This window comes from Shewanella sp. UCD-FRSSP16_17 (assembly GCF_001675935.1).
GTDB lineage: Bacteria > Pseudomonadota > Gammaproteobacteria > Enterobacterales > Shewanellaceae > Shewanella > Shewanella japonica.
This window is the reverse complement of record NZ_LZFV01000013.1, coordinates 228,571-251,711: the sequence shown is the minus strand read 5'-3', so window position 1 is coordinate 251,711 and position 23,141 is coordinate 228,571. Positions and strand designations below refer to the sequence as shown.

Genomic DNA, 23,141 nt, shown 5'->3' with positions numbered 1-23,141 from the left:
TTAACTTTATGTTACACCACAAATGACAGCGTTGTCATTTATTTTTTAGAACTAAGATAAATAAGCATCAGACAATAAGCCTAACACTCTGTTTATAAAGAAAATAAAATAGTAATCGTTTAGTGATTAATTAAAGGGAATCAGACTTAATGGTATAAAACAAAGCAAAAAGGCGTTAACAAAGTGTTTAACGCCTTTTAGTGAAGTGCAATATTAACTATCTACAGCAATAAACTTCTGCCTTTTCGTTTACCATCAGGAGAGATACTTCTCACTTCAACTTTGCCATTCACAATAACGGGCTCAGTATAAGGAAGCCACTGTTTATTATTGACACGATACTCAATTCTCAGTCCTGGAAAAGCGATATTGGCATGTAATTTACCATTAATAACTTTAGCCCCAACCGTTGGTAATCGATAAGCAATGTTTGCTAAATCAAGCTTGTGAAGCTCTTTTTGTCCAAGTGTATTAGCAAGTTCATTCCATTGCTGCTGTTGTTTGAGTCGCATTTCCGCAGTGAAGTAACCAGAATCTTGACTATAAATAGCGCCTTCATATCGATATGGCACTTCCCAGCTTCCTTTATGCCATGCTTTTTCTGCCAACATTAATAATCGTGGATAAATCATGTATTCAGCGACATCATCACTGCGCACTGTTTCGCTCCACAGTTGCCCTTGAATACCAGTAAAGCCTTTTCCTTGTTGTAACGGGCCTGATATGTCATTCCCCTGCTCATCTTGTTGAACGGTATCATCAGCGGTAAAAGCTTGGCCTTCGATGTCAGTCCATTGTTCAGCATTGGCAGGAAGGTTATCTGGCATAAATGAAAATATTTTTTGACTATTTTGCGCACGTCCAGCCCAGTAATACCCGTGCTCCTTAGGATCTGCTTCATAGGGGAAGTCGAAATACAGCACCTCAGGATTTGACAATACGGTATCCCAACCTAGATTTGCTTGTTTATGAGCTCGCTTATAACCTTGATGTGATATGACATCCCAAATATTAGACTGTGCATTTTGAGGCATATTTGTGGGGTTAGTGTGGCTCATACCATCACTCCAACCTGCAGGTTGAATACCTTTGTCAGCTAACGAATTTGATAAGCGTTCAATAAAGTAGGCTCCTAAATCATCAACTGATGTCACGCCTTTATCGTTATTAGCAACAAAATCAAGACACTGAGGAGATTGCTTCCACGCACCTGCAGTTTCATCAGCGCCAATATGGTATCGATTTAACGGGTGATCCGCAGCTTGGTGAAGCTTGGCTATTTCGCTGATGACTTTATCAACAAAATGAAACGTCGATTCCATACAAACATTTAAGGTATTGTCATTATAATATTGCACTGACGAGTACACTGTCTTATCTGCAGAATCTGACAATAAATACTCTTTAGCGGCTTCGCTATTCCCTGCTTCCATATAATGACGATAGCGTGCATCCATTGATTTAATTGCAGCTCTTGAGTGACCAGGCATATCCATTGATGGAATAACTTCCACTTGACGAGCGGTGGCATAATTCAATATCTCGATATAATCGGCTTTACTGTAGAAACCATTTACATCGCTATCCGCAAATGGGCCACTGCCTAATTGAGGTATAAGACATTGTGTTTCCGTTAAATCATGGCAACGCTTGCTACCCACATTGGTTAACTCAGGTAAACCATCGATTTCTAAACGCCAACCTTCATCGTCAGCCATATGCAAATGAAGCTTATTTAACTTATAAGCCGCCATTTGATCAATCAGGTCTAAAATCATTTGCTTACTATGAAAGTTTCTTGCGACATCAACATGCATACCTCGAAATTGATAACGTGGCGCATCAGTTACCGTTAAGGTATTTATAGATAAGTCATCGGCAGATAATAATCCGGTAATTGATGCAATACCATATGAAAAACCAGCTTCATCAGCCGCTTGAATCGTCAATTCAGATTCTGTAATTTTAAGCTTGTAGCCTTCTTGCCCTATTGTTGAAGATGTCTCCAACTTAAGCGGGATGCCACCAGCGAGCTCATACACACCAAGCCTTGATAGGCGCGCAAGTGATGCTTTTACAGCCTTTGGGTTTACTTCATTGTAAATAACATTAATCCCCAAAGATAAATCCACAGGCTTATTGGTGGAGGTAACAACAATGTCAGCAGGGGTCGGAATGATACGGTCAGTGACATAACTGCTATCAAGGGTTACATTTTCATTGGTTTGATAAACTACATCTGCTTTCGCCCAAACGAGTGCATCTTTTTCTGTGCGGCGATATTGCTTATCAGCATCGGTAAACGATTCCACATAAGGACGTTGCTCCATGCCTGTTTCAGGGTCAATTGTGAGCTTTGTACTGCTGATCACAACAGGCGTTAACCCGTCGACGGTAATATAGTAGTTTGGCATTGGATCAGTTTCAGACAACTGCCATAACTCGCCACGAAACCCTAGAGTCTTTATTTCGCCAGCTTTAAATCCAGTAAACGCTTTTGTGGGTGTAATTTGATGTAAATCGCCTTGAACACGACTAATGTCAAATTCAGGATTTAACACAGCTTGAACGGGTCTCATTTGGCTATAAAAAATTGACCAGTTGCCATTAGGATAATTAGCAGGAGTTGAAAAATCGATTTCTGCGATAAAGCAACGTTGGTCTTTTTGATCCGCTGAACATGCTTGCTCAGGGATATTGGTGACCACTCGATAAGTGACTTTTAGTTCATTAGCGAATTGATTGAGTGAGGCTTGTGTCCAAGAGGATTGTTCAATGTTGGTTTGACGCTCAGATGACCCGCCCTGACAACCTACTACCCCAAGTGACAATAATAAAGCCGTTGCGATGATGGTCTTTTTCATAGTTTCCTCAGTTTATCCCTAAGCTAATGATGTAACGCAATATGGTTTACGCTATTTCTTAATCTTTAACAGCCTTTATTTGTCATAAACTTGCCAAACAGGAGCAAGAAAGTTTTATGCTGTTTAGTCAATGCCTTATAGGTCAACTTATCTTATTCCTTCCCAGATTTGTATAGTATGTCTCAGTGACTGAAACCGAACTAACTAATGACTATGTATCATAAAAAAGACAAAAAAATAGCTGGGAACAAAATATGTTACCCAGCTTATACTCGTTTCTGGGGAGAGACTAAAAGTATAAAAATTAATTGTATTCCGCCCGACCGGAATACAATCAAAACATGAGTAGAAGACCTCTACCTTACTCATGTGGACCTTAAAACAACGAATCAAACAAGCAATGACAACGCTGTCATTGATAATCTACAGAATTAGCCATCAAATTTCTACATTTATTTGACCAAATTACACAGTTAATTAACATTGTTGAATTTTAGTACTTTAAAACAGTCACTTACTTAATACCACTACCTTAAAAAAAGCTTAATTGGGATTAATAAAGTGGAATTAAACAGTAAACTCATGAGTCAACTTAGTGTTTTCATTGATATACCAAACATAAAAAAGGCACTGTGAATCGTAATTGACTCACAATGCCTAGATGTTTGCCCTGTATGAGGTCTGTTGCCGCAAGGTAAGCCGTACTTACTTTACAAAACTCACTAGAGTAAATGACAACAATTACGTCATTATAAATTATGCTTTAGACATAATCTCAGTGCGTGCTAAACGGTTCACTTGATTTAGTGATGCAAGATGACCGTAGATAGGACCTAGAAGACCACGTTTTCTAAGTTCTAAATAATCTTCATCTGAAAGCTCATTAAGTTTTGCTTCATCAATTAAGTATAGACCATTGATATTGCGTTTTTCACCAGCAACATCTACCGTTAGCGTTTGCGTAGTGAGTAACTCTTTTTCTGCAAGGAAACCTAGAATGTTACGGCTTGCTTGATCTTGTTCAAAGTGAGCAATAAGCGCTTTTTTACGGTTTTCTAAGTATTCAGTCTCTTTTTCGCCTTCGAATAATGCTTGGCCTTCTGTTTTACTAACTTCAGCAGCACCTTCACGAATACCAATCCAAACTTTATCTTTAACGTCTGGGTTTAATACTAGTCCGAGTGGGTAATCACGTACAACAGCAGGGATATACAAACCTTGCCATTTGCCATCTTTAATACTTAAATTTTGGCCTGGCTTTAAGCCCAGCATCGCAACGGCTTGGAACTCACCACTATCACTGTTTTTAACAAATACAATTGGGTATTCAGTTGCTGCACGACCAATTTCGTGCAAAGTCACTGGAACAATGTGCTGGTCAGCTACATGGTTAAAGCTCGATGGAGTGATTTTTAAATCACCGTGTTTTGCATGTTCAAGTAACGTAATTTGGTTAGACATCTTGGCTCCTTCAGGCGCTTCTAATCAATAATGATTTACATAAAAATTCGGGATTCAAGTCCCTTTTAATAAAAATTTCTTTTGAAGATTAAATTCAAATCCCAAAATTTTTAAATGACGCTTTGTTTAAATGACTCACTATCTCGCTTGATATTACAACTTAGAGTGACTCAAAAAGCCCATTATCATTTAATCTGCAGCTAACGTTACCGTATCAAGAAATAAAGTACCACTGGCTATGTTATTTATTTGGGGGCTTTTAGATGGTTTTCAAGCCATATTGCTTTATTTTATCTAATAAAACACGATGCTCAGGTAATTCTGCGGCTAACCCTTGACCAATCCGTCGGATCTGTTCTGTTTGCTGCTGCGCTGCTAACAAATACTGTTTATCACATTGATTTACTTGTGTAGCGTATTTCATTCCGTATAACACATATAAATAGTTATCCACGTTGAACACTTCATAACGAGAAAACAAGTCGTCAGTCAGCGGGCTAAAGTTTTGCCATAACGCCATCTTTTGCTTTAAAGGATTAGGGATTGAATCAGGACAACGGTTATCTCGCCAGAAGTCACTGTCTTGTCTGTCTGAAATACAGTAATGCAATTTAGCAAACTCAACCACTCGCTCCCAAGCGTAGCCCATTGTGTGGTTAAATCGCTCGGCAAGTGCAGGCATTTGCGATAATGCTTGTGGTAATCGTTTTGATAGATAGGCAGCGGCAAAGTCGGTTAACAATATAGAGGTAGCCTCAATAGGCTCTAAAAAACCTTGCGCAAGCCCCAATGACACGCAGTTTTTAGCCCAAAACTTTTCTCTATAGCCAACTTTCATCGGAATTTCTCTTGAAGTAAGTGAAGCTAGCTTACCCCCTAAATATCGATCAAACGTTTCTTCAGCTTGTGCAGATGTCATATGATTATCTGAGTAAACAAAACCTGTGCCTCGCCTTTGCGGCAGGGCGATATCCCAAACCCAACCAGCTTGGTGGGCAGTAGCAATCGTATAGGGCGGGATAACTTGTTCTTCAGTGGTAGGGACTTGCGCAACGATTGCTTTATTCACAAATAATTGCTTAGATTTATCAATAAAGCCAACCTTGAGCTTTTTAGCAAGCAATATCGACTCAAAGCCACTTGCATCGACATAAAAATCAAAAGCTAACTCGCCTAATGAATCCGTTTTCAAGCAAGTTAAATTGCCCTGCTCATCGATATTGGCATCAAGCACATTGGCTTTTAGGTGAGTGACATTAAATTTTGTTGTCGCATTTTTAGCTAACAATTGTGCAAATTTTGCTGCATTTAAGTGGTAAGCATAACTAACCTTGCCGCCATATTCTGGTGTTGTAATCAGTTTGGGAGCTTTGAAGGCATCACAAATAAAATGCTGAGGAGAAACGGTAGCAGAGAAACTCTGCTGATTAGTTGCCTGCTGCTTGGCTTGCTGTAACCAAAAATCGGTAAGGTTCTCCCCTAGCGGGCTTGGTACGTCAAACAAGTGATGGTAACTGTTATTGGCACCATGAATATCTTTATCAAGCCAATTGCAAAACTTAATTGATTGCTTAAAGCTTACATCACATTCACGAATAAACTCGGTTTCACTGATACCGAAGCTTTGTAACGATTGTTTAATCGCTGGTACCGTTCCTTCACCAACACCAATTGTCGGGATATCTGGTGATTCAATCAGCGTGATAGAAACATCAGCTAAATGCTGCGCAGCTTTTCCAATATGGTTTGCTGCTAACCATCCTGCAGTTCCACCACCTACAATCACTATTCTTTGTACTTTCATTCAAACCACCAGCTTTGCAGTTATTGACTTAATTTAATAAAAAAGCCTAGCAATTTGCTAGGCTTTTTTGACTCGGCTATAAATAAATTAACCGATTAGAAGCGTAGGTTTAAGCCCACTTTATAACGTGCTTCACCTTCAAAACTCCAAGCTGGGTAACCACCTTTTAGCTCTGGTTTCACATCCGCACCATCTGGTGCAACACCTAACTGAACACTGTCCTCTTCAAGTAAGTTAACTACTTCAAATGAAACACCTAAATATTCAGTAATGTTGTAGTTAGCACTTAAATCCAATGTGCCATAGTCTTGGTGCTCACGGTTACCATAGAAACCTGGTAATTCGCGGATCATGTATTCACTACGCCAGTTATAAGCAACACGAGCCGAGAAGTCTTCCATCTCGTAATAACCCACTAAGTTAACTGTGTGCTTAGAAGAATCAGAGAACACGCTAACTTCGTCTGGGTAATTTTCAGGTGATGCGTCTGAGTCAGCAAAAGTATAGTTTGCAGAGTAACCAAATCCGTTATCGAAACCATCTTGGATTTGTAGTTCAACACCTTGAATTTGACCGCCAGTACCGTTTTTCTTGGTTGACTTAGTCCAGTTATCTTCACCTGAATCAGGGTCAATAATACCGATACTTTGGTCAAGAATTTGATCAGAAGTAACAAACGAACTGATATCCTTAATAAAGTATGCCGCACTCATTAATCCATCAGGGCTGAAGTACCATTCAACGCCTAAGTCGGCTTGAGTCGCTTTAAATGGCTCAAGGGCAATATTACCTGTGTTGACGACTTCGTTACCCGCTGTTCCGTCTGCATAACCCGCTAACGCAGAAGATGCAAACATGTCACCGTAATTAGGACGTGAGATAACTTGTCCTGCAGAGGCACGAATTATCACATCACTAGCAACATCAAAAGCAATGTTCATGCTAGGTAAAACATCACTGTAACTTGCATCAAGTGTGCTTAAGTTATCTGCATAAGAACCGTCAGCTTGGAGTGCATAATAATCTGATGACGCATCGGTAGAAATATAACGTAGGCCAAAGTTACCGCGGATACCGTCGGCTTCAAAATCAGCCATTAAGTATAATGCTAAGTTTTCTTCGTTAATTGTACCGTAACCTGACTTATAAACGGTTCCGTCTTTACTGAAACCACTGATTGCCGCTTTTGCATCTTTTAGCATTGCATCAAGGTTCGGCTCAGGTAACGTGTAACCTGCACCTGAAGACATTGAGCCGCCATAGTAAGCTGTTGCATCTTTTGAAGTGACATCAGCATTAACTATTGCAGGATAAGTCTCTTGCTTAACATCATGATCAGCCCAGCGCACACCAGTTTTAAATGAGGTAATTGCACCTAAATCTACAGGAATCGTGAAATCAAATTGTGCGTAAGTTTCTTCATCTGAGTTAGGTTGTTTCTTTAAAGACCAACCTGCTGGCGCTAACTGACCACCAAAATCTTCTGCACCAAATGATTTATTTGCTACATCTATTTTAATGACTTCACCAGTCGCATCATAAGTACCAGCGTAATCAGCTGGTGTACCTAACCAAAAACCATAGTTAGCAGTTAAATCGGTACCACCTTCAGATTTAGTATTACCAACACGACCTTCCATAGTGAAACTATCGGCTTCATATTTGAAATCGAAATCTACGGTATTTGAATCCATACTTGCTTGGCGAGCCCAAGTTTGTGCCCAACCTGGGTTTGCATCATCTGCACCACGGCGATAGAAGGTACAAGTACCGTTGCTATTTTTTTGCTCACAAGCAGCATCTTTATCATCTGGGAACATTACGAATAAAGACGTGTTAGCATTGTTTGCTTTCATGTCTAAGCTCATTAAGTTCAAACCAAACTCTAAATTATCAGTTGGGTTATATTGGAATACACCATTAATCGCTGTACGTTCACGATCTTGTTGGAATGTCGTAGGGACGATATCACCCCAACCTAGCAATGATTCAATACCATTACGTTGGTAAGTTGTTTCAGAACCCGCAGCAGAAATTAAGAAACCAAAGTTTTCGTTTTCATTTTTCCAGCTGTATAAGCCAGATAATTCAGGATCAGTTTCTTCAGAGATTGTACCGTAATCACCTTTAGCACTTAGGAATACAGTGTTGGCATCTAAATCTAATGGCTTACGTGTTTTAACAATTACCGTACCGCCCACGCCACCTTCAGGTAAATCAGCCTGAGATGACTTATATACTTCAATCCCACCGACCATTTCAGGCGGTAGTAAGCTGTAGTTAAAGCTACGGTCAATAGACTGTTGATCATACCAACCAGTAGAAGCTACTGAATGTCCGTTAAGTAGTGTACGTGTTAAGCTGCTTGAAGCACCACGAATTGACACTTGCTGGCCTTGGCCAAACTGACGGTTTACCGCAACACCTGGTATACGGCCTAATGACTCACCCACGTCACCATCAGGAAATTTACCAATATCTTCTGCGGTTACCGCATCAACAACTGAGTTTGAAAAACGTTTTTCATTAACCGAAGCCTTCATCGAGGCACGCATGCCTTTTACTTCGATTTTTTCAATGTTTTCTTCAGCAGTCTCAGCATCAGCAGCTACTGCTCCTACTGAAACCATACTGCCAATCAAAATAGCAATGTTAGTTGCTAAAACATTTTTCTTAAAATTAATAGGTCGCATCTTCATTTCCCTTCCATAACTTTATTATCGTTTTTGGATACATAACCATTCCAACCGGAATGACAACGCTGTCATGTCTAGAGCAAACATTACACAATTATTAACAGTCTTGCCACAACAAAATAACTTTACTGAGCATTTTTTGTTATAAAAACAATCAAAGAAAGATAAGAATATCCATTTAAATCTATAAAAAACAGAGCCTTGAGAAAATTATAATTTGTAGCATTTTTGATACAAGCTCTTTATAAAAGCCACTGTTCAAACCAGATAGATAATTGGAGATTGCCTAATTAAGTAAAAATAAGCACTATTAGAGTTATATGAGCTACCGTTATTTCGTCAAGTACACGGTTTGAAGACACGTTATTAGGGGATAAATGTCATCAAATTGAGATAAATAACTGTTAAGCTACTCGCCTGAATAAAAGAGCTATAAACAAATGAAAGTAACCATCAATGATGTTGCCAAACATGCTGGCGTATCAATCAAAACAGTATCAAGAGTCACCAATAAAGAAAGCTCTGTAAGACAGGCCACCATTGATAAAGTCAATGCCGCAATCAATGAGTTAAATTACCAACCCAATTTAGCTGCCCGTAATCTTGCCAGTACTAAATCTTACGTCATCGGCTTTATCTACGATAACCCCAACGCTTATTACATTATTGATATGCAAAATGGTATTTTGTCTGCTTGCCAAGACAAAGGTTACGAATTACTTATTCACCCGTGTGATGCAAAATCAGCGGATATTTGTGATGAACTAACTAAGATGGTTAAGCATTCACGTTTATCTGGTCTAGTATTAACGCCTCCGATGTCTGAGGACCCTACTATTTTAGCAGCCCTTGATGAAATAGATGCCAACTACGTCCGCATTATTGCAGGAGAAAAAGCCTGTGCAGACAATGGATTAGCTGTTCTAGTAAACGATAAGCACGGCGCGTTAGAAATAACACAGCACCTTATTGATATCGGTCATACAGAAATTGGATTTTTAAGTGGTGATCAGCACCATGAATCAACCAAAGAACGATTAAGTGGTTTTAAAAGTGCACTAAAACAAAACCAACTAAGCGTAAACACTGACTGGGTACTAGATGGTCAGTACTCTTTTGAATCCGGTGTTGAAAATGCCAATAAGTTAATAAATTTATCTCAGCGACCAACTGCAATTGTCGCATGTAACGATGAAATAGCCGCAGGTGCTTTATTTGCCGCAAGACTAGCTGGATTAGATATCCCAAAAGATCTTTCCATCGTAGGCTTTGAGGATAGTCCATTCTCACGCCAAACTTGGCCTAAGCTGACGACGGTGCATCAACCTAACGTCAAAATTGCAAAAGTCGCAACTGAATTACTAATTGCTAACAGTAAAGAGGCCGTAGAAAAACGCTCAATGGTATTTACTCCAGAGCCCGTCATTAGAGACTCTTCATCGACTCGCTAATCATAGTTGTTAGTGACAAAAAAGCCTCTAAAATTTAGAGGCTTTTTTGTTATTCAAAATGTCAAAGATTAAACAGCTTCTTCGTTTTCTTCGCCCGTTCTTATACGAATAACACGTTCAATATCAGTAACAAAAATCTTACCGTCACCAATTTTACCAGTTCTTGCCGTATCAACAATCACTTCAATTGCTTGATCTAACTGTTCATCTTGGATGACCAATTCGATTTTAACTTTAGGTAAAAAGTCCACCATGTATTCAGCACCACGATAAAGCTCTGTGTGGCCTTTTTGACGGCCAAAACCCTTAACCTCTAAGACTGTCATCCCAGTAATACCTATCTCCGCAAGTGACTCTCGCACATCATCAAGTTTAAACGGTTTAATAATGGCTTCTACTTTTTTCATCAATCACTCCTGTGCACTTGGGAAGTCTTTATATACTTGAAGTATATATGCATTAATAATCTAAAATCGCTTTCTATCTTACTTTAACATCACTTTTTTTGCTTTAAATTTAATGGAGTATTTTTAAAAAACTAAAATTCGCTTAATACCAAAAGGAATCTATACTTAGCCTTATTGCTTCGCGGGATTGCTTAGCAAAATAAATCAAGGATGATTTTATGAAATACCAATTCATGGGCTTTAGCCTAGTAGAGCTGATTGTCACGTTATCTATCTCAGCGATCTTAACTACCTTTTCTTTACCCTACTTTGAAGTCATTATTGAACAATCTCGAAGCGAAAGTTCAATTAGATCTATCCAGCAGTTAATCCAACTCGCCAGAAATCATGCTATTACTTTCGGCACAAGAGTCACAGTATGCCCTTTAGTCAATTCGCAATGTAATTGGGATTGGCAAAGCGGCTTTAGCGTTTTTACTGATGGGGGCAAACGCAATGAACTTGGCAGTGAAGATGAACTTCTATATGTTATGGGACCATTCGATTCTAATGATATTGTTTATTACAATCGAAACGCTATTAGATTCCAGCCTGATGGTTTAGCATCTGGCACCAATGGGACCTTTAGATACTGCCCTAATACTTATAATAGCCCATATTCAAAAGCGGTCATTATTAATCAGTCTGGCAGAATAAGGTTCTCTCGCAAAAAGAATATTGAATGCCAACAAGACTGAATTTCGCGATTAGTGATGGCCAACTTTAGATTGACAAAAACGCTGATTTCGCACTCATATTACCTTATACTGACTTAAGTATTACTGAGGAAATATGGATGATAAAAATAAAGAAAGGATTAACTAACGGTTTTACTCTGGTTGAACTATTGATCACACTTGTAGTTGCAGGAGTTTTAATCGCTGTAGCGGTTCCTTCGTTAACTTACCTATATGAATCTAGTCGAAGTCGGGCTGCTACCAATTCACTTGAGTCAGCATTGGTTTTTGCTCGTAACCAAGCTGTAAGTTTTGGCAGAAGAGTCTCGGTATGCCCTGGAGACGGTTCAGGCTGCACGAGTAATTGGATAGACGGAGTTGCAATTTTTATAGATGATGATCAAAACGGCATAAAGGACAATAATACGGATGTACTTCGTTTTATTGATGCTTTCAATGATGATGATTTTATAAAAACCTCTTCTTCGTCCCTAATCACCTTTAATACAGATGGTCTTGTTAGTGGCTCAACGGCTCAAACTATAACTTACTGCCCAGGTTCCACAGACAGCGCATACTCAAAACAAGTGTCATTAAGTGCATCAGGCAGAGTGCAAGTCATTACAGAAAATGTGAATTGCACATAATCTTGATATGATCTAGTACATTTAATCCAAGGTCATTTTTAATATCTTCTACAAAAAAGAGTTTATGGTTATCTAATCCATAAACTCTTTTTTAACCTAGAGCAAAAGTTAATTACTCCAACATTCAGCCGGCGTTTTAACACCATCAGAAGTGATTTGAATAACTGCACAATCTGTATCTCTAGTCGCTTGCGTTCCAATCGCTGTTGCTTGCAAGGTATATTTAGTCGCAGAGCCGACAGAAGCATCTATCTCATAAAAGCCGTTATCTACAATATAAGGATCGGTATCCATTCCCAACTGTTTCATATTCTTGGTAAATTTCTTATGATCCAAATAAAACTGTTCTTGCCTATTAGCCATATTCATAAGCCCTGAGAGAGCATCTGCACGGGCCCCTCTAGCAGCGAAGCTAGTATAACTAGGGTAGGCAATCGAAGCCAAAATACCAATCACCACAAGTGTAATCATGGCTTCAATTAACGTAAAACCTGAGATTTTTCTATTATATTGCACCATTTTTAATTCTCGTTCTGATGGTAGTAAATTCGATTGACACCTAAGCCACCACCGATACATTTATCATCGCCTTCAGGACAACCATCGTCGCCTAAAACATCGTTTTTAATCATATCATTAGCACCATCACCAATACCTATCAAATACATATAGCTGTCTGAATCGCCATTTTTTGGTACTACTAATGTTGGCGTATCAGGTACTTGTTCACCCATTACAAAATAGTCTTCACTATGGCTATACGTCCTCGCACCTTTATGTAAATCGAACCCATATAAGCGCCCTTGACCAGGGACTAAACATGCGGTTTCGCTGGCTCCAGTTTCAGGCACATATGAAGTAAAAAAGACTCTTCCTGAAACAATTGTTGCCGCTGATAATGATTTCTCACCTGCATCACTAAAGTTATAATACCAGCCTCTCTTGGCACCAAATGTTACAAGCTCAGAATCTGAAGAAGGTGATTCAGTTGTCACATTATAGAGATCTGTTAGTTCAAGGGGGTCAGGTGCTGTATTACTGGCTGCAGAGCTATAAGATTTAGTGACAATATTTCTATCTTGCAATGTAAAGAATTTATCAGCTCTTGCCTTATCAAGAGGGTGGGGTCTATGTCCGCTTCCTATTACAACAGCATCATAAGGAATACTTTGATAAGTTATTGTAGTTGTTGAGGTTCCACTACCATCCGTATGCGTATGTTCTGCAATGTTACTGAAAGTAGTTTGTGCCACAACAGGCTCTGAGTAGAAACGAATATCAGTTGTTGTTGTCCCACCACCGAGAGTTGCAAATTTGAAAGCACTCCAAGGGTTTGAGGTATCATTTGGCAAACCTGGCATATCTAGACGCCATACATTGGCACCAGTATCTGTCGCATAAACTCTATCGGTTAACTGATCATTATTACTATCAAGAATTGCGACCTTATTTGGAATACTATCCGAAAGCCCTGGCATTACCGTATCACTGCCTGTTAGTCCGAAAGTATATACTTTTGTTCCATTATCGGCATCGATAATATAGACCCCAGTGCCAATACTATCTGAACTTCCAACATTTGAGCCATCTTTTGTCGTAGGGTTATAACCTGCGCCGATAATCAATACAGGATCAGCATCAGCTGCAGTTGTTGCTCCAGAAGGCCAACCAGGAACCTTAGTGATTACAGGTTCTGACCACGATTCACCTTGTAAAGTAAAGTCACTAACTTGAGAAATCCACTTCAATGAAGGTGAATCTGGATTTGTAATATCCAAAGCATAATATGAAGTTCCACCTCGTCTCATACCAATAAATAACCATGCTTTTGAGACTTTATCACTTGAATCCCTCTCAATATAAGCAACTGGCGAACTATCCATGCCGTATATAGAGTGAACACCTGTCTGAGGGTTATCACGTAAACCTTTTATATTTTTAAGCAATTCGGCTGGCATAAATGCCCAAGATTCAGAAACGGGTACATCAGCAGTTTCATCATCCTTGAACATATGAAGGAACCCATGGTTTGTTCCCATTAAAATACGGTTATCCGGCTCTGAAGAGTTGCCATAGTTAATAACAAGCGGCCTTGAGTGCAGCGGGTCGCCGATGATATCTTGACGTAAATAGAGAGGCGCAGTGTCAGCTTTATCATCATGATCTTCATCATCAACATTGACGCCTTTCGCCCAATCAAAATTGTCATCGATTCCGCTAATGTCGACTCCCATGTAATCAGCTAAATCAGCATCTGTAGATAAATAGCTATTTAATTTGGCATTTGCCGGCGTGAAGGCAACTAAGTCACCGCTGCTACCTGCGTTAATCAATACCTTTCTTGAGCTAACAGACGAGCTATAAGTTGACTTCATGACCCCTGCAACACCGCCATCAGAAACATGATAGCCACGGTATGAATCGCCAGTACAATCAGTTGTCCAATACGGACAAGCTTCTGCAGCGATAGTACCTGAACTATCGAATGCATCATTGCCATTTTTATCAACTACAGTCCCATCAGCAGTCACTTTAAACTTCTTTAAATTACCTGACCAACGAGGTCCTTTATCAGGCAAAAACATTGCAAAATATGCGTCATCGCCAGTTTGGGTTTTATCAAGCACTACTGAAGGAGAAGTAAAACTAGAATCCGTTCCTTGAATTGCTGTTACAGCTTGTAAAAGCGAAGCTTTCAATGCTTCAGCAGAGTTTGCTTTATAATATTCACCACCAGCTTTTTCGGCCGTTTTTTCTAATAAAGCTTCAGCGGCATCAGCACCAGAACTAAAGCCAATCGTGTAAGTCGATACAACTTGATCAGACGGTGCATTTGGGTTGACATCGTTGTTGTACATCCAATTAGATAGTGAAGCTAAATAATTGGTTTTCATAGTACCCCACTCGTTAATTTCTTCACCTAATGTCAAGTCTACACCAGGTAATAACGCGATTGCAGAATCGGCACTAACATCTAAATTTGGAATTCCGTCGGTAACATAAATAATTGATGCATTAGACTGGCAATCTTTATTCACGAATGGCGAAATATAATTCCCGTTAGACTCGATAGCTGTATCATAGGAAGGATTAGAGGTAGAGCCTGATGTTTTATGGCCAAATTTGACTGGTTTACCATATAAGTAACTATAAGCTTCAAATAAGGTTTCACATAAAGGCGTATAGTTGCCGTGAATAGAATCAGAATCTTGAATAGACGTAATTACGCTATTTTTGTTTGCAACCGATGCCTCTTTAATACCAGAAATAATACGACCGCCATCTTTAGAAGTACTGTCGTTTTTGTTAAATATTAATAAACCAAAGTCTATACCTGGAGTACTGACTATAAGCTCTTCTAAGATTCGTTTTGCCACATCCATACGTGTATATGAGCTGCCATTTGCCTTGCCATTTGGCTTGCTATCATTATGGTACCAAGTTACGTATTCTTGAGTATAAAAATGTATTGGATCACCTAAGCCAAAATCGGTCAGTTTAGCTTTTTCAATATCTGAATCATAAGGAGAGGCAAGCGCGTCGACGGGATACCCGGCAGAAACACCACTAGCGTTGGTTGTATTTTGCTCATATATATCTTCATAACAATCTACGGTCGATACAGCACTACCATCTGTTAATGGAAATTTACTCCAAACACTGCCTTCATACTGACGAAAATAACCCGTATATATTCCATATTCTTCAAGGAACGTTTTAGAACTCGCACAGCCATTGATTGAGTTTAAGATGTATTGATTACTACTTAGTTCTGGAACAACGGCACCATCATTCGAAAAATATAACTTAGTACTGCCTCCAATACTCCCTTGATCATGAAATCTAGGAGCAGTAAAAGAATTATCACCCATTGAGCCGGATGTATCTAATATAAGTAATACTTGCGGATTATCGTTACTTCTTGCTGAAGACTCTGCTACATATAGTTCAGTATCATCAGCGATACTTGTCGCAGCTAGAGCAATAGTCATAAAACTTAAAGTAAAAGTGGATATCTTCTTAAACATGTTTAACTCCCGGTGAGCACTTCTTGCTCAATGCCCGTTGTAACGGTAAGTTGTCCTACACCGCCTCTTCCAAAAGTAGCAGAACTCGAAACTTCTAGGCGTCTGCAGCTGATTAAATTAGCCGCGCTTGCTTTTTCAGTACGCTGGCAGTTTACGTCGATACCTGGATTATCTTCAGGCATTAACTTAATATTTTGTGTTCCATCCATTTCAGTAACGACACCATCGGCAGTTCTCGTGCTAAAGTTATGCGTGACATTGTCATTAATCACGATGTTTAGCCCTCCTTGTGCCTGAGCTAATGCAGAAACTCGGTCACCGCCAGCACCCGCCATTCTTAAGGATTGACTAGAGTTCACCGCTAATGCGACTCCGATAATAGTCATAACAATCAGTACCACTAAGGAAAAAAATAACACCATTCCTTGCTGGTTTTTTAATGGTTTAATCATTGAAGTAACCTAAATATTAATTTCTAATTAAAACAGGGTTATCTAACACGACAGTGGTCGACATCACTTTTCTTCGATATTTATCATTCGTTGCTGGAATTGATTTATCACCTAACTGATAGACTATTTCGTTCTCATAACTATCATCTTCTTGAATAGATCGAACTAATACATAGATTTTAATCGCAACTAATCTCTGAAATCCTTGGTTATCCCACATCATGGTTGACACTTCATTAGCTGGCATAAATGAATCGGGAGTTGAATCACCATCATCATCAAAACCATACAAAAACCTTATGTTCTCAATACCTTCTACTAACTGATCTTCATTGTTCATGCCTTTAGAAATATTCAAGGTTTTACGACTAAGAATAGGTATCCCGCTATCATTTTTAATAAAATAAATATGATGCTGATACTCCCAAACTCTACTATTTAACTTATTCGGAGCAACACTGCTCCCATTAAAAAATTCAATTTCATTTGAGGTCACTGAAGCATAGTATCGATTAGTATCTTGAACTGCGGTTTCTGGACCCACTAAGCGTTTGATTTGAATCACATCGGTACCACTGATCGGAGAAATTGCAGCACCACAGTTTAACGTGTTAACGCTATTTCCTTGCTCATAACCCCATAACCTTCTGAAGTGTGCAGGGACGTTTAGAGGAAACGTTGCATTATTGAAGCCATCACCTACACAATCACTAGGTACTGCAGTAGCTGAAACTGAGGTGTTGGTACCCAGTAGTAAATCGGTTCCAGTAATGTCACCAAAAAAACCTAATTGACTAATATCGCGCTCCATAATAGCTAAAGCTATCCGACCATTCTCTTGCAACTGAGTAAACTGGCTTGTGGTAGTCACATTGCTTGAAGACATATTGAACATCGAAAATAAACCAGCTGAAATAAACAAACTAATGAGCATTGCAATCATTAGCTCAACAAGCGACATTCCTATTTGTAATTTTTGTTTAGTAATCATTCTAATAACCTAAAAGATTGCTGTCTCAATTTCGAAAATTCGTTTTTTGTTGTTTTTAGCACCGCAATTTTTGACGTAATCCGAGTAACCAGTCTCTGTGCCGTGTGACTTTCTGATACCTGTCCAACTCATCACAACCACAACTTTATTGGGCTCAACATAGATACAGCCATTTGGAGACGGCAATCCACCAACATTATTAGCGCCATCTTTTTCAGCCTCGCCAATAAATGCTGATTGCCACTCATATACATCCCAAAGCTGTAATTCGGCAGGAGTACAAATTGCGGCACCTGAGCATGCCTTCGAAGGAGCGGTTAAAGAAGCACCTGTATATGTCGTGCCCGTTGCAGAACCATAAGAATCTAAAACCGACGGGTTCAAACGCATTCGATTGATAATGTCGTTGGCATAGTAAGAAGCTTGAGTTTGCTGAAATGATTCGAAGCTACCGCGTTTTGAGACGATATGCAGATTAAAAATTCCAATTAAGCCTACGGTCAAAATAACCAAGGAAACTAAAACTTCAATTAAGGAAAATCCATTCCTTTTCGCTGACATGAGTGTCAAACCTCCATTTTCTGCCAGTATATTGACAAAATGATTATAATTATTTGTTTAAAATCTAAAACTTAGATACAAAATACTACAATGTAAAATAAGAGTCGAGCAAGATGTAACCAAAACTAACAAGTATTGTATACCAAATATTAGCTAAAGATTAAATTTAACGATCTATAGAGTATAGACTAATTACTCATGCTTTAGTTACAGGCACAAAAAAACCGCAAGCCAGAATAGCTCACGGTTTTATAAATAGCTTATTTTGTTTTCGTATCAGGCCTTTAAGCTGTCATTATTATCTAAGCTCGGCGGGTACGGCAAAAACAGTATCTTCTTTTCGCCCTTCCACTTCGGTGATGACTGAAGGCTCAAATTTAGCGATAGCATCAACCACTTGTTGAACAAGTACTTCTGGCGCAGAAGCCCCAGCTGTAACCGCAACTTTAGATACACCATCAAACCAAGCTTGATCAACATCGGCTGCGGTATCAACTAAATAGGCTTGAGTGCCTGTTTTTTCTGCAAGCTCACGCAGTCTATTGGAATTAGAGCTGTTTTTAGACCCGACGACAATCATCAAGTCAGCATCAGAAGACATGTTTCGAACGGCATCTTGACGATTTTGAGTCGCATAACAAATGTCGTCTTTTCGCGGCCCTTCAATAGAAGGAAACTTCTGTTTTAACGCTTCAATAATGTCTAATGTATCGTCCACTGATAAGGTTGTTTGAGTGACAAAGCACAGGTTGTCAGGATCTTTAACCTCTAATGCCGCTACGCTTTCCGGTGACTCAACAAGATAAACGCCACCTTGCGGATTATCATACTGACCCATAGTACCTTCAACTTCAGGATGTCCTTCATGGCCGATTAAAATACACTCTATTGCTTTACGGCTGGCACGGGTTACTTGAAGATGCACTTTAGTCACAAGTGGGCATGTTGCATCGAAGACTTTCAGTCCTCTATGCTTAGCTTCTTTTCTTACCGCTTGGGATACACCATGAGCACTAAAGATCACGATGCAATTGTCAGGTACTTCATCTAATTCATCAACAAAGATTGCGCCACGGTCTTTTAAGTTTTGAACCACATATCGATTATGTACCACTTCATGACGGACATAAATCGGTGGTTCAAACAACTCTAGCGCTCTTTCAACGATACTAATCGCTCTATCTACACCAGCACAAAAACCACGTGGGTTAGCTAACAATATATTCAATTCAGAAGAAGTTGGGTCAACTTTTAGCATGTTAAAGTACCTCTACAACTTCAAGTTCAAAAGTGACTTTTTGGCCCGCTAAAGGATGGTTTAGATCAACAGTGATGGAGTCACCAGCGATTTCACGCACCATACCTGGTATTTCGCTACCACCAGGACCACCAAAACTGACTATCACGCCCACTTCTAATTCCATATCAGCTGGAAAGCGGCTTCTATCCATATGATGGATAGCATCAGGGTTTGCTTCACCAAACGCATCAACTGGTTCTAAAGTAAAAGTGTGATTATCACCTTGCTGCAATTGGCTAATTTGCGCCTCAAATGCAGGGCTTAAACTGCCATCACCAGTATTAAAACGAGCAGGCTTACCAGACGCTTTTGTACTATCTGCTGTAGAACCATCCTCTAGAAGGATATTCATATGACATAAAATAGAACGGGTTAAAGTGTGTTGCTCAGACAATGTAGCTCTCCCTAACTTCCTGTCGGTGGTACTTCAGGCTTAAATGATTCCCAAATGATCAATACCGCACCAATAAATATACCAGCGTCAGCAATGTTAAATGCAGGGTAATGACTTGTATTCCAGTAGAAATCGATAAAATCTACTACATAGCCATGCATTAAACGATCAACTAAATTGCCTATCGCCCCACCAATAATCAGCGTATAAGCTAAATTTGAACGCCAAAGTGATGAAGACTGTCTTCTTAACCAAACAGTTAGCAGCACACTAAAGCCAACGGCAATAATGGTAAATAACCAACGTTGCCAACCACCTGCTTCACTTAAAAAGCTAAATGCTGCTCCGTAGTTACGCACATAAGTAAAATTAAAAAAAGGTAAAAGCTGTATTGAATCATACAGCTCAAAATTCGCTAACACCCATTGCTTAGATAGCTGATCGGCAAAAAAAACCAATACAGCTACCCAATACCAACGAATGCCACTTTCTTTCCAAGTCGATGGCATTATAAACCCTTAAGCAAAATCACGATGTTCGCCATCGCCTTCGATGTTAGTAACACAACGACCACATAGTGTTGAATGTGACTCGTTAGAACCAACATCGTCACTGTAATGCCAGCAACGTTCACACTTTTCAGCTTCACTTTTTGAAACCATTAATTTAAGCGAGCTAAGTTCAGTTTCGATTGCATCAGCAGAAGCATTGTCTAATAACTCAACTTTCGCTTTTGAAGTGAGTAAAACAAAGCGAAGTTCGTCTGATAACTTACCAAGTTGAGCTGCTAAATCAGCATCAGCAAACAGAGTCACTTCAGCTTCTAAAGAGCCACCAATTCGTTTATCACGACGAGCTTGTTCTAATACTTTATTAACTTCATTACGCACAGTCAGTAACTGCTGCCAGTATTCATCACTCAAGTCATCAGCTAAAGTCACTGACTCAAGCCCTTGGTACCATTCTTCAGTAAAGACAAATTCTGTGCGCTCACCTGGTAATAATTTCCAAATTTCATCAGCAGTGAAACTTAGTACAGGCGCAATCCAGCGTACCATCGCTTCGGCAATATGGTATAGCGCAGATTGACAACTACGACGAGCATGGCCATCTTGCTTAGCTGTGTATTGACGATCTTTAATAATGTCTAAATAGAAACTACCTAGCTCCACAGAACAGAACTGCATTAGCTTTTGTGTAACAGAGTGGAAATTATATTGATCGTAAGCTTCAATAATTTCATTTTGAAGTGCAGCTGCGCGGCGTACAACCCAACGATCTAGTGACACCATATCTTCTGTAGCAATCATGTCTGTTTCAGGGTTAAAACCATTCAAGTTAGCCAACAAGAAGCGAGCAGTATTACGGATACGACGGTATGAATCGGCACTGCGATTTAAGATTTCATCAGAAACCGTCATTTCGCCACTGTAATCGGTTGCTGCAACCCATAAACGAAGGATGTCGGCACCCAGTTTATTGATAACTTGTAAAGGAGCAATCACGTTACCCACTGATTTTGACATCTTGCGACCTTTACCATCAACGGTAAAGCCATGGGTTAATACTTGCTTATATGGCGCTTTGCCATTCATTGCAGTTGAAATCATCAATGAAGACATAAACCAACCACGGTGTTGATCACTACCTTCTAGATATAAATCAATTTCGTGACCATTAAATTCTGGACGAGATGCAACCACTGATGAGAATGTTGAGCCAGAGTCGTACCAAACATCTAGAGTATCAGTCACTTTACGGTATTGTTCAGCCTCATCACCGATTAATTCGCTTAGCTCAAGATCCCACCATGCCTGAATACCTTCTTGCTCGATACGATGAGCAACGCGTTCCATGATAGAAACACTATCTGGGTGTAACTCTTCAGTTTCACGGTTAACCAGTAAAGTGATTGGCACACCCCAAGTACGTTGACGTGAGATACACCAGTCAGGGCGGTTTTCAACCATTTTTTCGATACGGCTTTGGCCCCAATCAGGGATCCATTGTGTTTTCTCAATTTCAGCTAACGCCTGAGGACGCAAGCCATGGTTATCCATCGAAATAAACCACTGCGGCGTAGCGCGGAAAATAATAGGTGTTTTATGACGCCAACAATGTGGGTAACTATGACGGTAAGCAACATGGCATAATAACTGGCCTTTCTCTTCCAGTAATTCAACCACACCTTTGTTTGCTTTAAACACGTGCTGGCCAGCAAAGAACTCAGTATCCGCTTTATAAACCCCGTTATCACCAACTGGATTTGCAACTTCTAAACCGTATTTTTGTCCAACCACGAAATCGTCTTGACCATGACCAGGTGCAGTATGAACAATACCCGTACCAGCATCAGTCGTAACATGATCGCCCAAAATAGCAGGCACATCGAAAGACGAAAAAGGATGCTGAAAACGCATCAACTCAAGCTCAGCACCTTTTGCAGTACCAATAACTTTATGGCTTTCAGCTTCGAAACGCGTTAAGCAAGACTCAACAAGTACTTCAGCCAAGATTAGAGTTTTAGTTGCGCCATTTTTAGTAAACTCAACCAAGCTGTAATCAAGATCAGGGCTTAATGATAATGCACGGTTTGCAGGTAGTGTCCAAGGTGTTGTTGTCCAGATAACTGCGGCAACTGGAGTCTTATAGCCTTCAACGCCAAATTTAGCGGCTACTGCTGCTGCATCAACAGCATTGAAAGCAACATCAATTGCCGGTGAAGTTTTGTCTTCATATTCAACTTCAGCTTCGGCTAACGCAGAACCACAATCTGTACACCAGTGAACAGGTTTAACACCTTTATGTAAATGGCCACTTTCAATCACTTTTGACAAAGAGCGTACAATGTTAGCCTCGGTGCTGTAATCCATTGTTAGATATGGGTTATGCCAATCACCTAAAACACCTAAACGAATAAAGTCATCACGCTGACCATCTACTTGTTTAGCTGCATATTTACGACATTCTGCACGAAACTCAGCAGCAGAAATCTTTTGGCCAGGCTTACCAACCTTTTTCTCTACCATAAGTTCGATAGGCAGACCATGACAATCCCAACCAGGAACGTATGGCGCATCAAAACCAGCCATTGTTTTTGACTTGATAATGATGTCTTTTAAAATTTTATTGACTGAGTGACCGATATGAATATTGCCATTCGCATATGGAGGGCCATCATGCAAAATAAATGGTTTGCGTCCAATTCGACTGTCACGAATTTTTTGATAAAGTTCGTTTTGAGTCCAACGGTTTAACATTTCTGGCTCACGATTAGCCAAGTTACCGCGCATCGGAAAATCTGTTTCCGGCAAATTCAACGTAGATTTATAGTCGGTCATTGATCCTATACCATTAATTGGGCTGATT

17 protein-coding genes are annotated in these 23,141 nt (G+C 39.7%); 3 read left to right on the top strand and 14 right to left on the bottom strand.

Annotation, left to right across the window (positions count from 1 at the left end; genetic code table 11):
* Positions 1-221: 221 nt before the first annotated feature.
* The 4 genes from A9267_RS10165 to A9267_RS10150 all read right to left on the bottom strand — a co-directional run bounded on the left by A9267_RS10165 (position 222) and on the right by A9267_RS10150 (position 8,822).
* A complete protein-coding gene (locus tag A9267_RS10165) occupies positions 222-2,864 on the bottom strand; it encodes a family 20 glycosylhydrolase (protein ID WP_065109065.1) in 2,643 nt (880 codons plus the stop codon).
* Positions 2,865-3,620: 756 nt separating this feature from the next.
* Positions 3,621-4,325, bottom strand: coding sequence for a SapC family protein (locus A9267_RS10160; protein ID WP_055025647.1), 705 nt, complete (start codon positions 4,323-4,325; stop codon positions 3,621-3,623).
* Positions 4,326-4,584: 259 nt separating this feature from the next.
* Positions 4,585-6,129 carry a tryptophan halogenase family protein gene (locus A9267_RS10155; protein ID WP_065109064.1) on the bottom strand — a complete coding sequence of 515 codons (1,545 nt, stop codon included), beginning with the start codon at positions 6,127-6,129 and terminating at the stop codon, positions 4,585-4,587.
* A 95-nt stretch (positions 6,130-6,224) separates the two neighbouring features.
* Positions 6,225-8,822, bottom strand: a complete 2,598-nt coding sequence (locus tag A9267_RS10150; RefSeq protein WP_065109063.1) for a TonB-dependent receptor — start codon at positions 8,820-8,822, stop codon at positions 6,225-6,227.
* 443 nt (positions 8,823-9,265) lie between these two features.
* Here A9267_RS10150 and A9267_RS10145 point away from each other — a divergent pair, with 443 nt between their 5' ends.
* Positions 9,266-10,276: a LacI family DNA-binding transcriptional regulator gene (locus tag A9267_RS10145; RefSeq protein WP_065109062.1), complete on the top strand. Its 1,011-nt coding sequence runs from the start codon at positions 9,266-9,268 to the stop codon at positions 10,274-10,276.
* 68 nt (positions 10,277-10,344) lie between these two features.
* On the opposite strand, the gene A9267_RS10140 is transcribed toward A9267_RS10145, so the two are convergent.
* Positions 10,345-10,683 (bottom strand): P-II family nitrogen regulator, encoded by a 339-nt coding sequence (locus tag A9267_RS10140; protein ID WP_055025643.1) that lies wholly within the window; start codon positions 10,681-10,683, stop codon positions 10,345-10,347.
* 218 nt (positions 10,684-10,901) lie between these two features.
* On the opposite strand from A9267_RS10140, the gene A9267_RS10135 reads away from it, so the two are divergent.
* Complete coding sequence (locus tag A9267_RS10135; RefSeq protein WP_065109061.1) at positions 10,902-11,420, top strand: GspH/FimT family pseudopilin; 519 nt, start codon at positions 10,902-10,904, stop codon at positions 11,418-11,420.
* Positions 11,421-11,518: 98 nt separating this feature from the next.
* Positions 11,519-12,046 carry a GspH/FimT family pseudopilin gene (locus tag A9267_RS10130; RefSeq protein WP_055025641.1) on the top strand — a complete coding sequence of 176 codons (528 nt, stop codon included), beginning with the start codon at positions 11,519-11,521 and terminating at the stop codon, positions 12,044-12,046.
* A 108-nt stretch (positions 12,047-12,154) separates the two neighbouring features.
* On the opposite strand, the gene A9267_RS10125 is transcribed toward A9267_RS10130, so the two are convergent.
* The 9 genes from A9267_RS10125 to ileS all read right to left on the bottom strand — a co-directional run bounded on the left by A9267_RS10125 (position 12,155) and on the right by ileS (position 23,113).
* Positions 12,155-12,565: a type IV pilin protein gene (locus A9267_RS10125; protein WP_055025640.1), complete on the bottom strand. Its 411-nt coding sequence runs from the start codon at positions 12,563-12,565 to the stop codon at positions 12,155-12,157.
* A 2-nt stretch (positions 12,566-12,567) separates the two neighbouring features.
* Positions 12,568-16,074 (bottom strand): pilus assembly protein, encoded by a 3,507-nt coding sequence (locus tag A9267_RS10120; RefSeq protein WP_065109060.1) that lies wholly within the window; start codon positions 16,072-16,074, stop codon positions 12,568-12,570.
* A 2-nt stretch (positions 16,075-16,076) separates the two neighbouring features.
* Positions 16,077-16,526, bottom strand: coding sequence for a pilus assembly PilX family protein (locus A9267_RS10115; RefSeq protein ID WP_055025638.1), 450 nt, complete (start codon positions 16,524-16,526; stop codon positions 16,077-16,079).
* A gap of 16 nt (positions 16,527-16,542) precedes the next feature.
* The gene (locus A9267_RS10110; protein ID WP_065109059.1) at positions 16,543-17,517 is read right to left on the bottom strand and encodes a PilW family protein; all 975 of its coding nucleotides are present in this window, start codon (positions 17,515-17,517) and stop codon (positions 16,543-16,545) included.
* Positions 17,518-17,526: 9 nt separating this feature from the next.
* The gene (gene pilV / locus A9267_RS10105; protein ID WP_065109058.1) at positions 17,527-18,078 is read right to left on the bottom strand and encodes a type IV pilus modification protein PilV; all 552 of its coding nucleotides are present in this window, start codon (positions 18,076-18,078) and stop codon (positions 17,527-17,529) included.
* Between the two features lie 298 nt (positions 18,079-18,376).
* The gene (gene ispH, locus A9267_RS10100; protein ID WP_197495528.1) at positions 18,377-19,306 is read right to left on the bottom strand and encodes a 4-hydroxy-3-methylbut-2-enyl diphosphate reductase; all 930 of its coding nucleotides are present in this window, start codon (positions 19,304-19,306) and stop codon (positions 18,377-18,379) included.
* 31 nt (positions 19,307-19,337) lie between these two features.
* Positions 19,338-19,772, bottom strand: a complete 435-nt coding sequence (gene fkpB, locus A9267_RS10095) for an FKBP-type peptidyl-prolyl cis-trans isomerase (RefSeq protein ID WP_082972330.1) — start codon at positions 19,770-19,772, stop codon at positions 19,338-19,340.
* 11 nt (positions 19,773-19,783) lie between these two features.
* Positions 19,784-20,281 (bottom strand): signal peptidase II, encoded by a 498-nt coding sequence (gene lspA, locus A9267_RS10090; protein WP_055025634.1) that lies wholly within the window; start codon positions 20,279-20,281, stop codon positions 19,784-19,786.
* Between the two features lie 9 nt (positions 20,282-20,290).
* Positions 20,291-23,113: an isoleucine--tRNA ligase gene (ileS, locus tag A9267_RS10085; RefSeq protein ID WP_065109056.1), complete on the bottom strand. Its 2,823-nt coding sequence runs from the start codon at positions 23,111-23,113 to the stop codon at positions 20,291-20,293.
* Between the last annotated feature and the right edge of the window lie 28 nt (positions 23,114-23,141).

What these genes read in the sequence shown, in the direction of transcription:
- A9267_RS10165 (WP_065109065.1), bottom strand. Translation starts at nt 2,864, where the DNA reads ATGAAAAAGACCATCATCGCAACGGCTTTATTATTGTCACTTGGGGTA.
- A9267_RS10160 (WP_055025647.1), bottom strand. Translation starts at nt 4,325, where the DNA reads ATGTCTAACCAAATTACGTTACTTGAACATGCAAAACACGGTGATTTA.
- A9267_RS10155 (WP_065109064.1), bottom strand. Translation starts at nt 6,129, where the DNA reads ATGAAAGTACAAAGAATAGTGATTGTAGGTGGTGGAACTGCAGGATGG.
- A9267_RS10150 (WP_065109063.1), bottom strand. Translation starts at nt 8,822, where the DNA reads ATGCGACCTATTAATTTTAAGAAAAATGTTTTAGCAACTAACATTGCT.
- A9267_RS10145 (WP_065109062.1), top strand. Translation starts at nt 9,266, where the DNA reads ATGAAAGTAACCATCAATGATGTTGCCAAACATGCTGGCGTATCAATC.
- A9267_RS10140 (WP_055025643.1), bottom strand. Translation starts at nt 10,683, where the DNA reads ATGAAAAAAGTAGAAGCCATTATTAAACCGTTTAAACTTGATGATGTG.
- A9267_RS10135 (WP_065109061.1), top strand. Translation starts at nt 10,902, where the DNA reads ATGAAATACCAATTCATGGGCTTTAGCCTAGTAGAGCTGATTGTCACG.
- A9267_RS10130 (WP_055025641.1), top strand. Translation starts at nt 11,519, where the DNA reads ATGATAAAAATAAAGAAAGGATTAACTAACGGTTTTACTCTGGTTGAA.
- A9267_RS10125 (WP_055025640.1), bottom strand. Translation starts at nt 12,565, where the DNA reads ATGGTGCAATATAATAGAAAAATCTCAGGTTTTACGTTAATTGAAGCC.
- A9267_RS10120 (WP_065109060.1), bottom strand. Translation starts at nt 16,074, where the DNA reads ATGTTTAAGAAGATATCCACTTTTACTTTAAGTTTTATGACTATTGCT.
- A9267_RS10115 (WP_055025638.1), bottom strand. Translation starts at nt 16,526, where the DNA reads ATGATTAAACCATTAAAAAACCAGCAAGGAATGGTGTTATTTTTTTCC.
- A9267_RS10110 (WP_065109059.1), bottom strand. Translation starts at nt 17,517, where the DNA reads ATGATTACTAAACAAAAATTACAAATAGGAATGTCGCTTGTTGAGCTA.
- pilV (WP_065109058.1), bottom strand. Translation starts at nt 18,078, where the DNA reads ATGTCAGCGAAAAGGAATGGATTTTCCTTAATTGAAGTTTTAGTTTCC.
- lspA (WP_055025634.1), bottom strand. Translation starts at nt 20,281, where the DNA reads ATGCCATCGACTTGGAAAGAAAGTGGCATTCGTTGGTATTGGGTAGCT.
- ileS (WP_065109056.1), bottom strand. Translation starts at nt 23,113, where the DNA reads ATGACCGACTATAAATCTACGTTGAATTTGCCGGAAACAGATTTTCCG.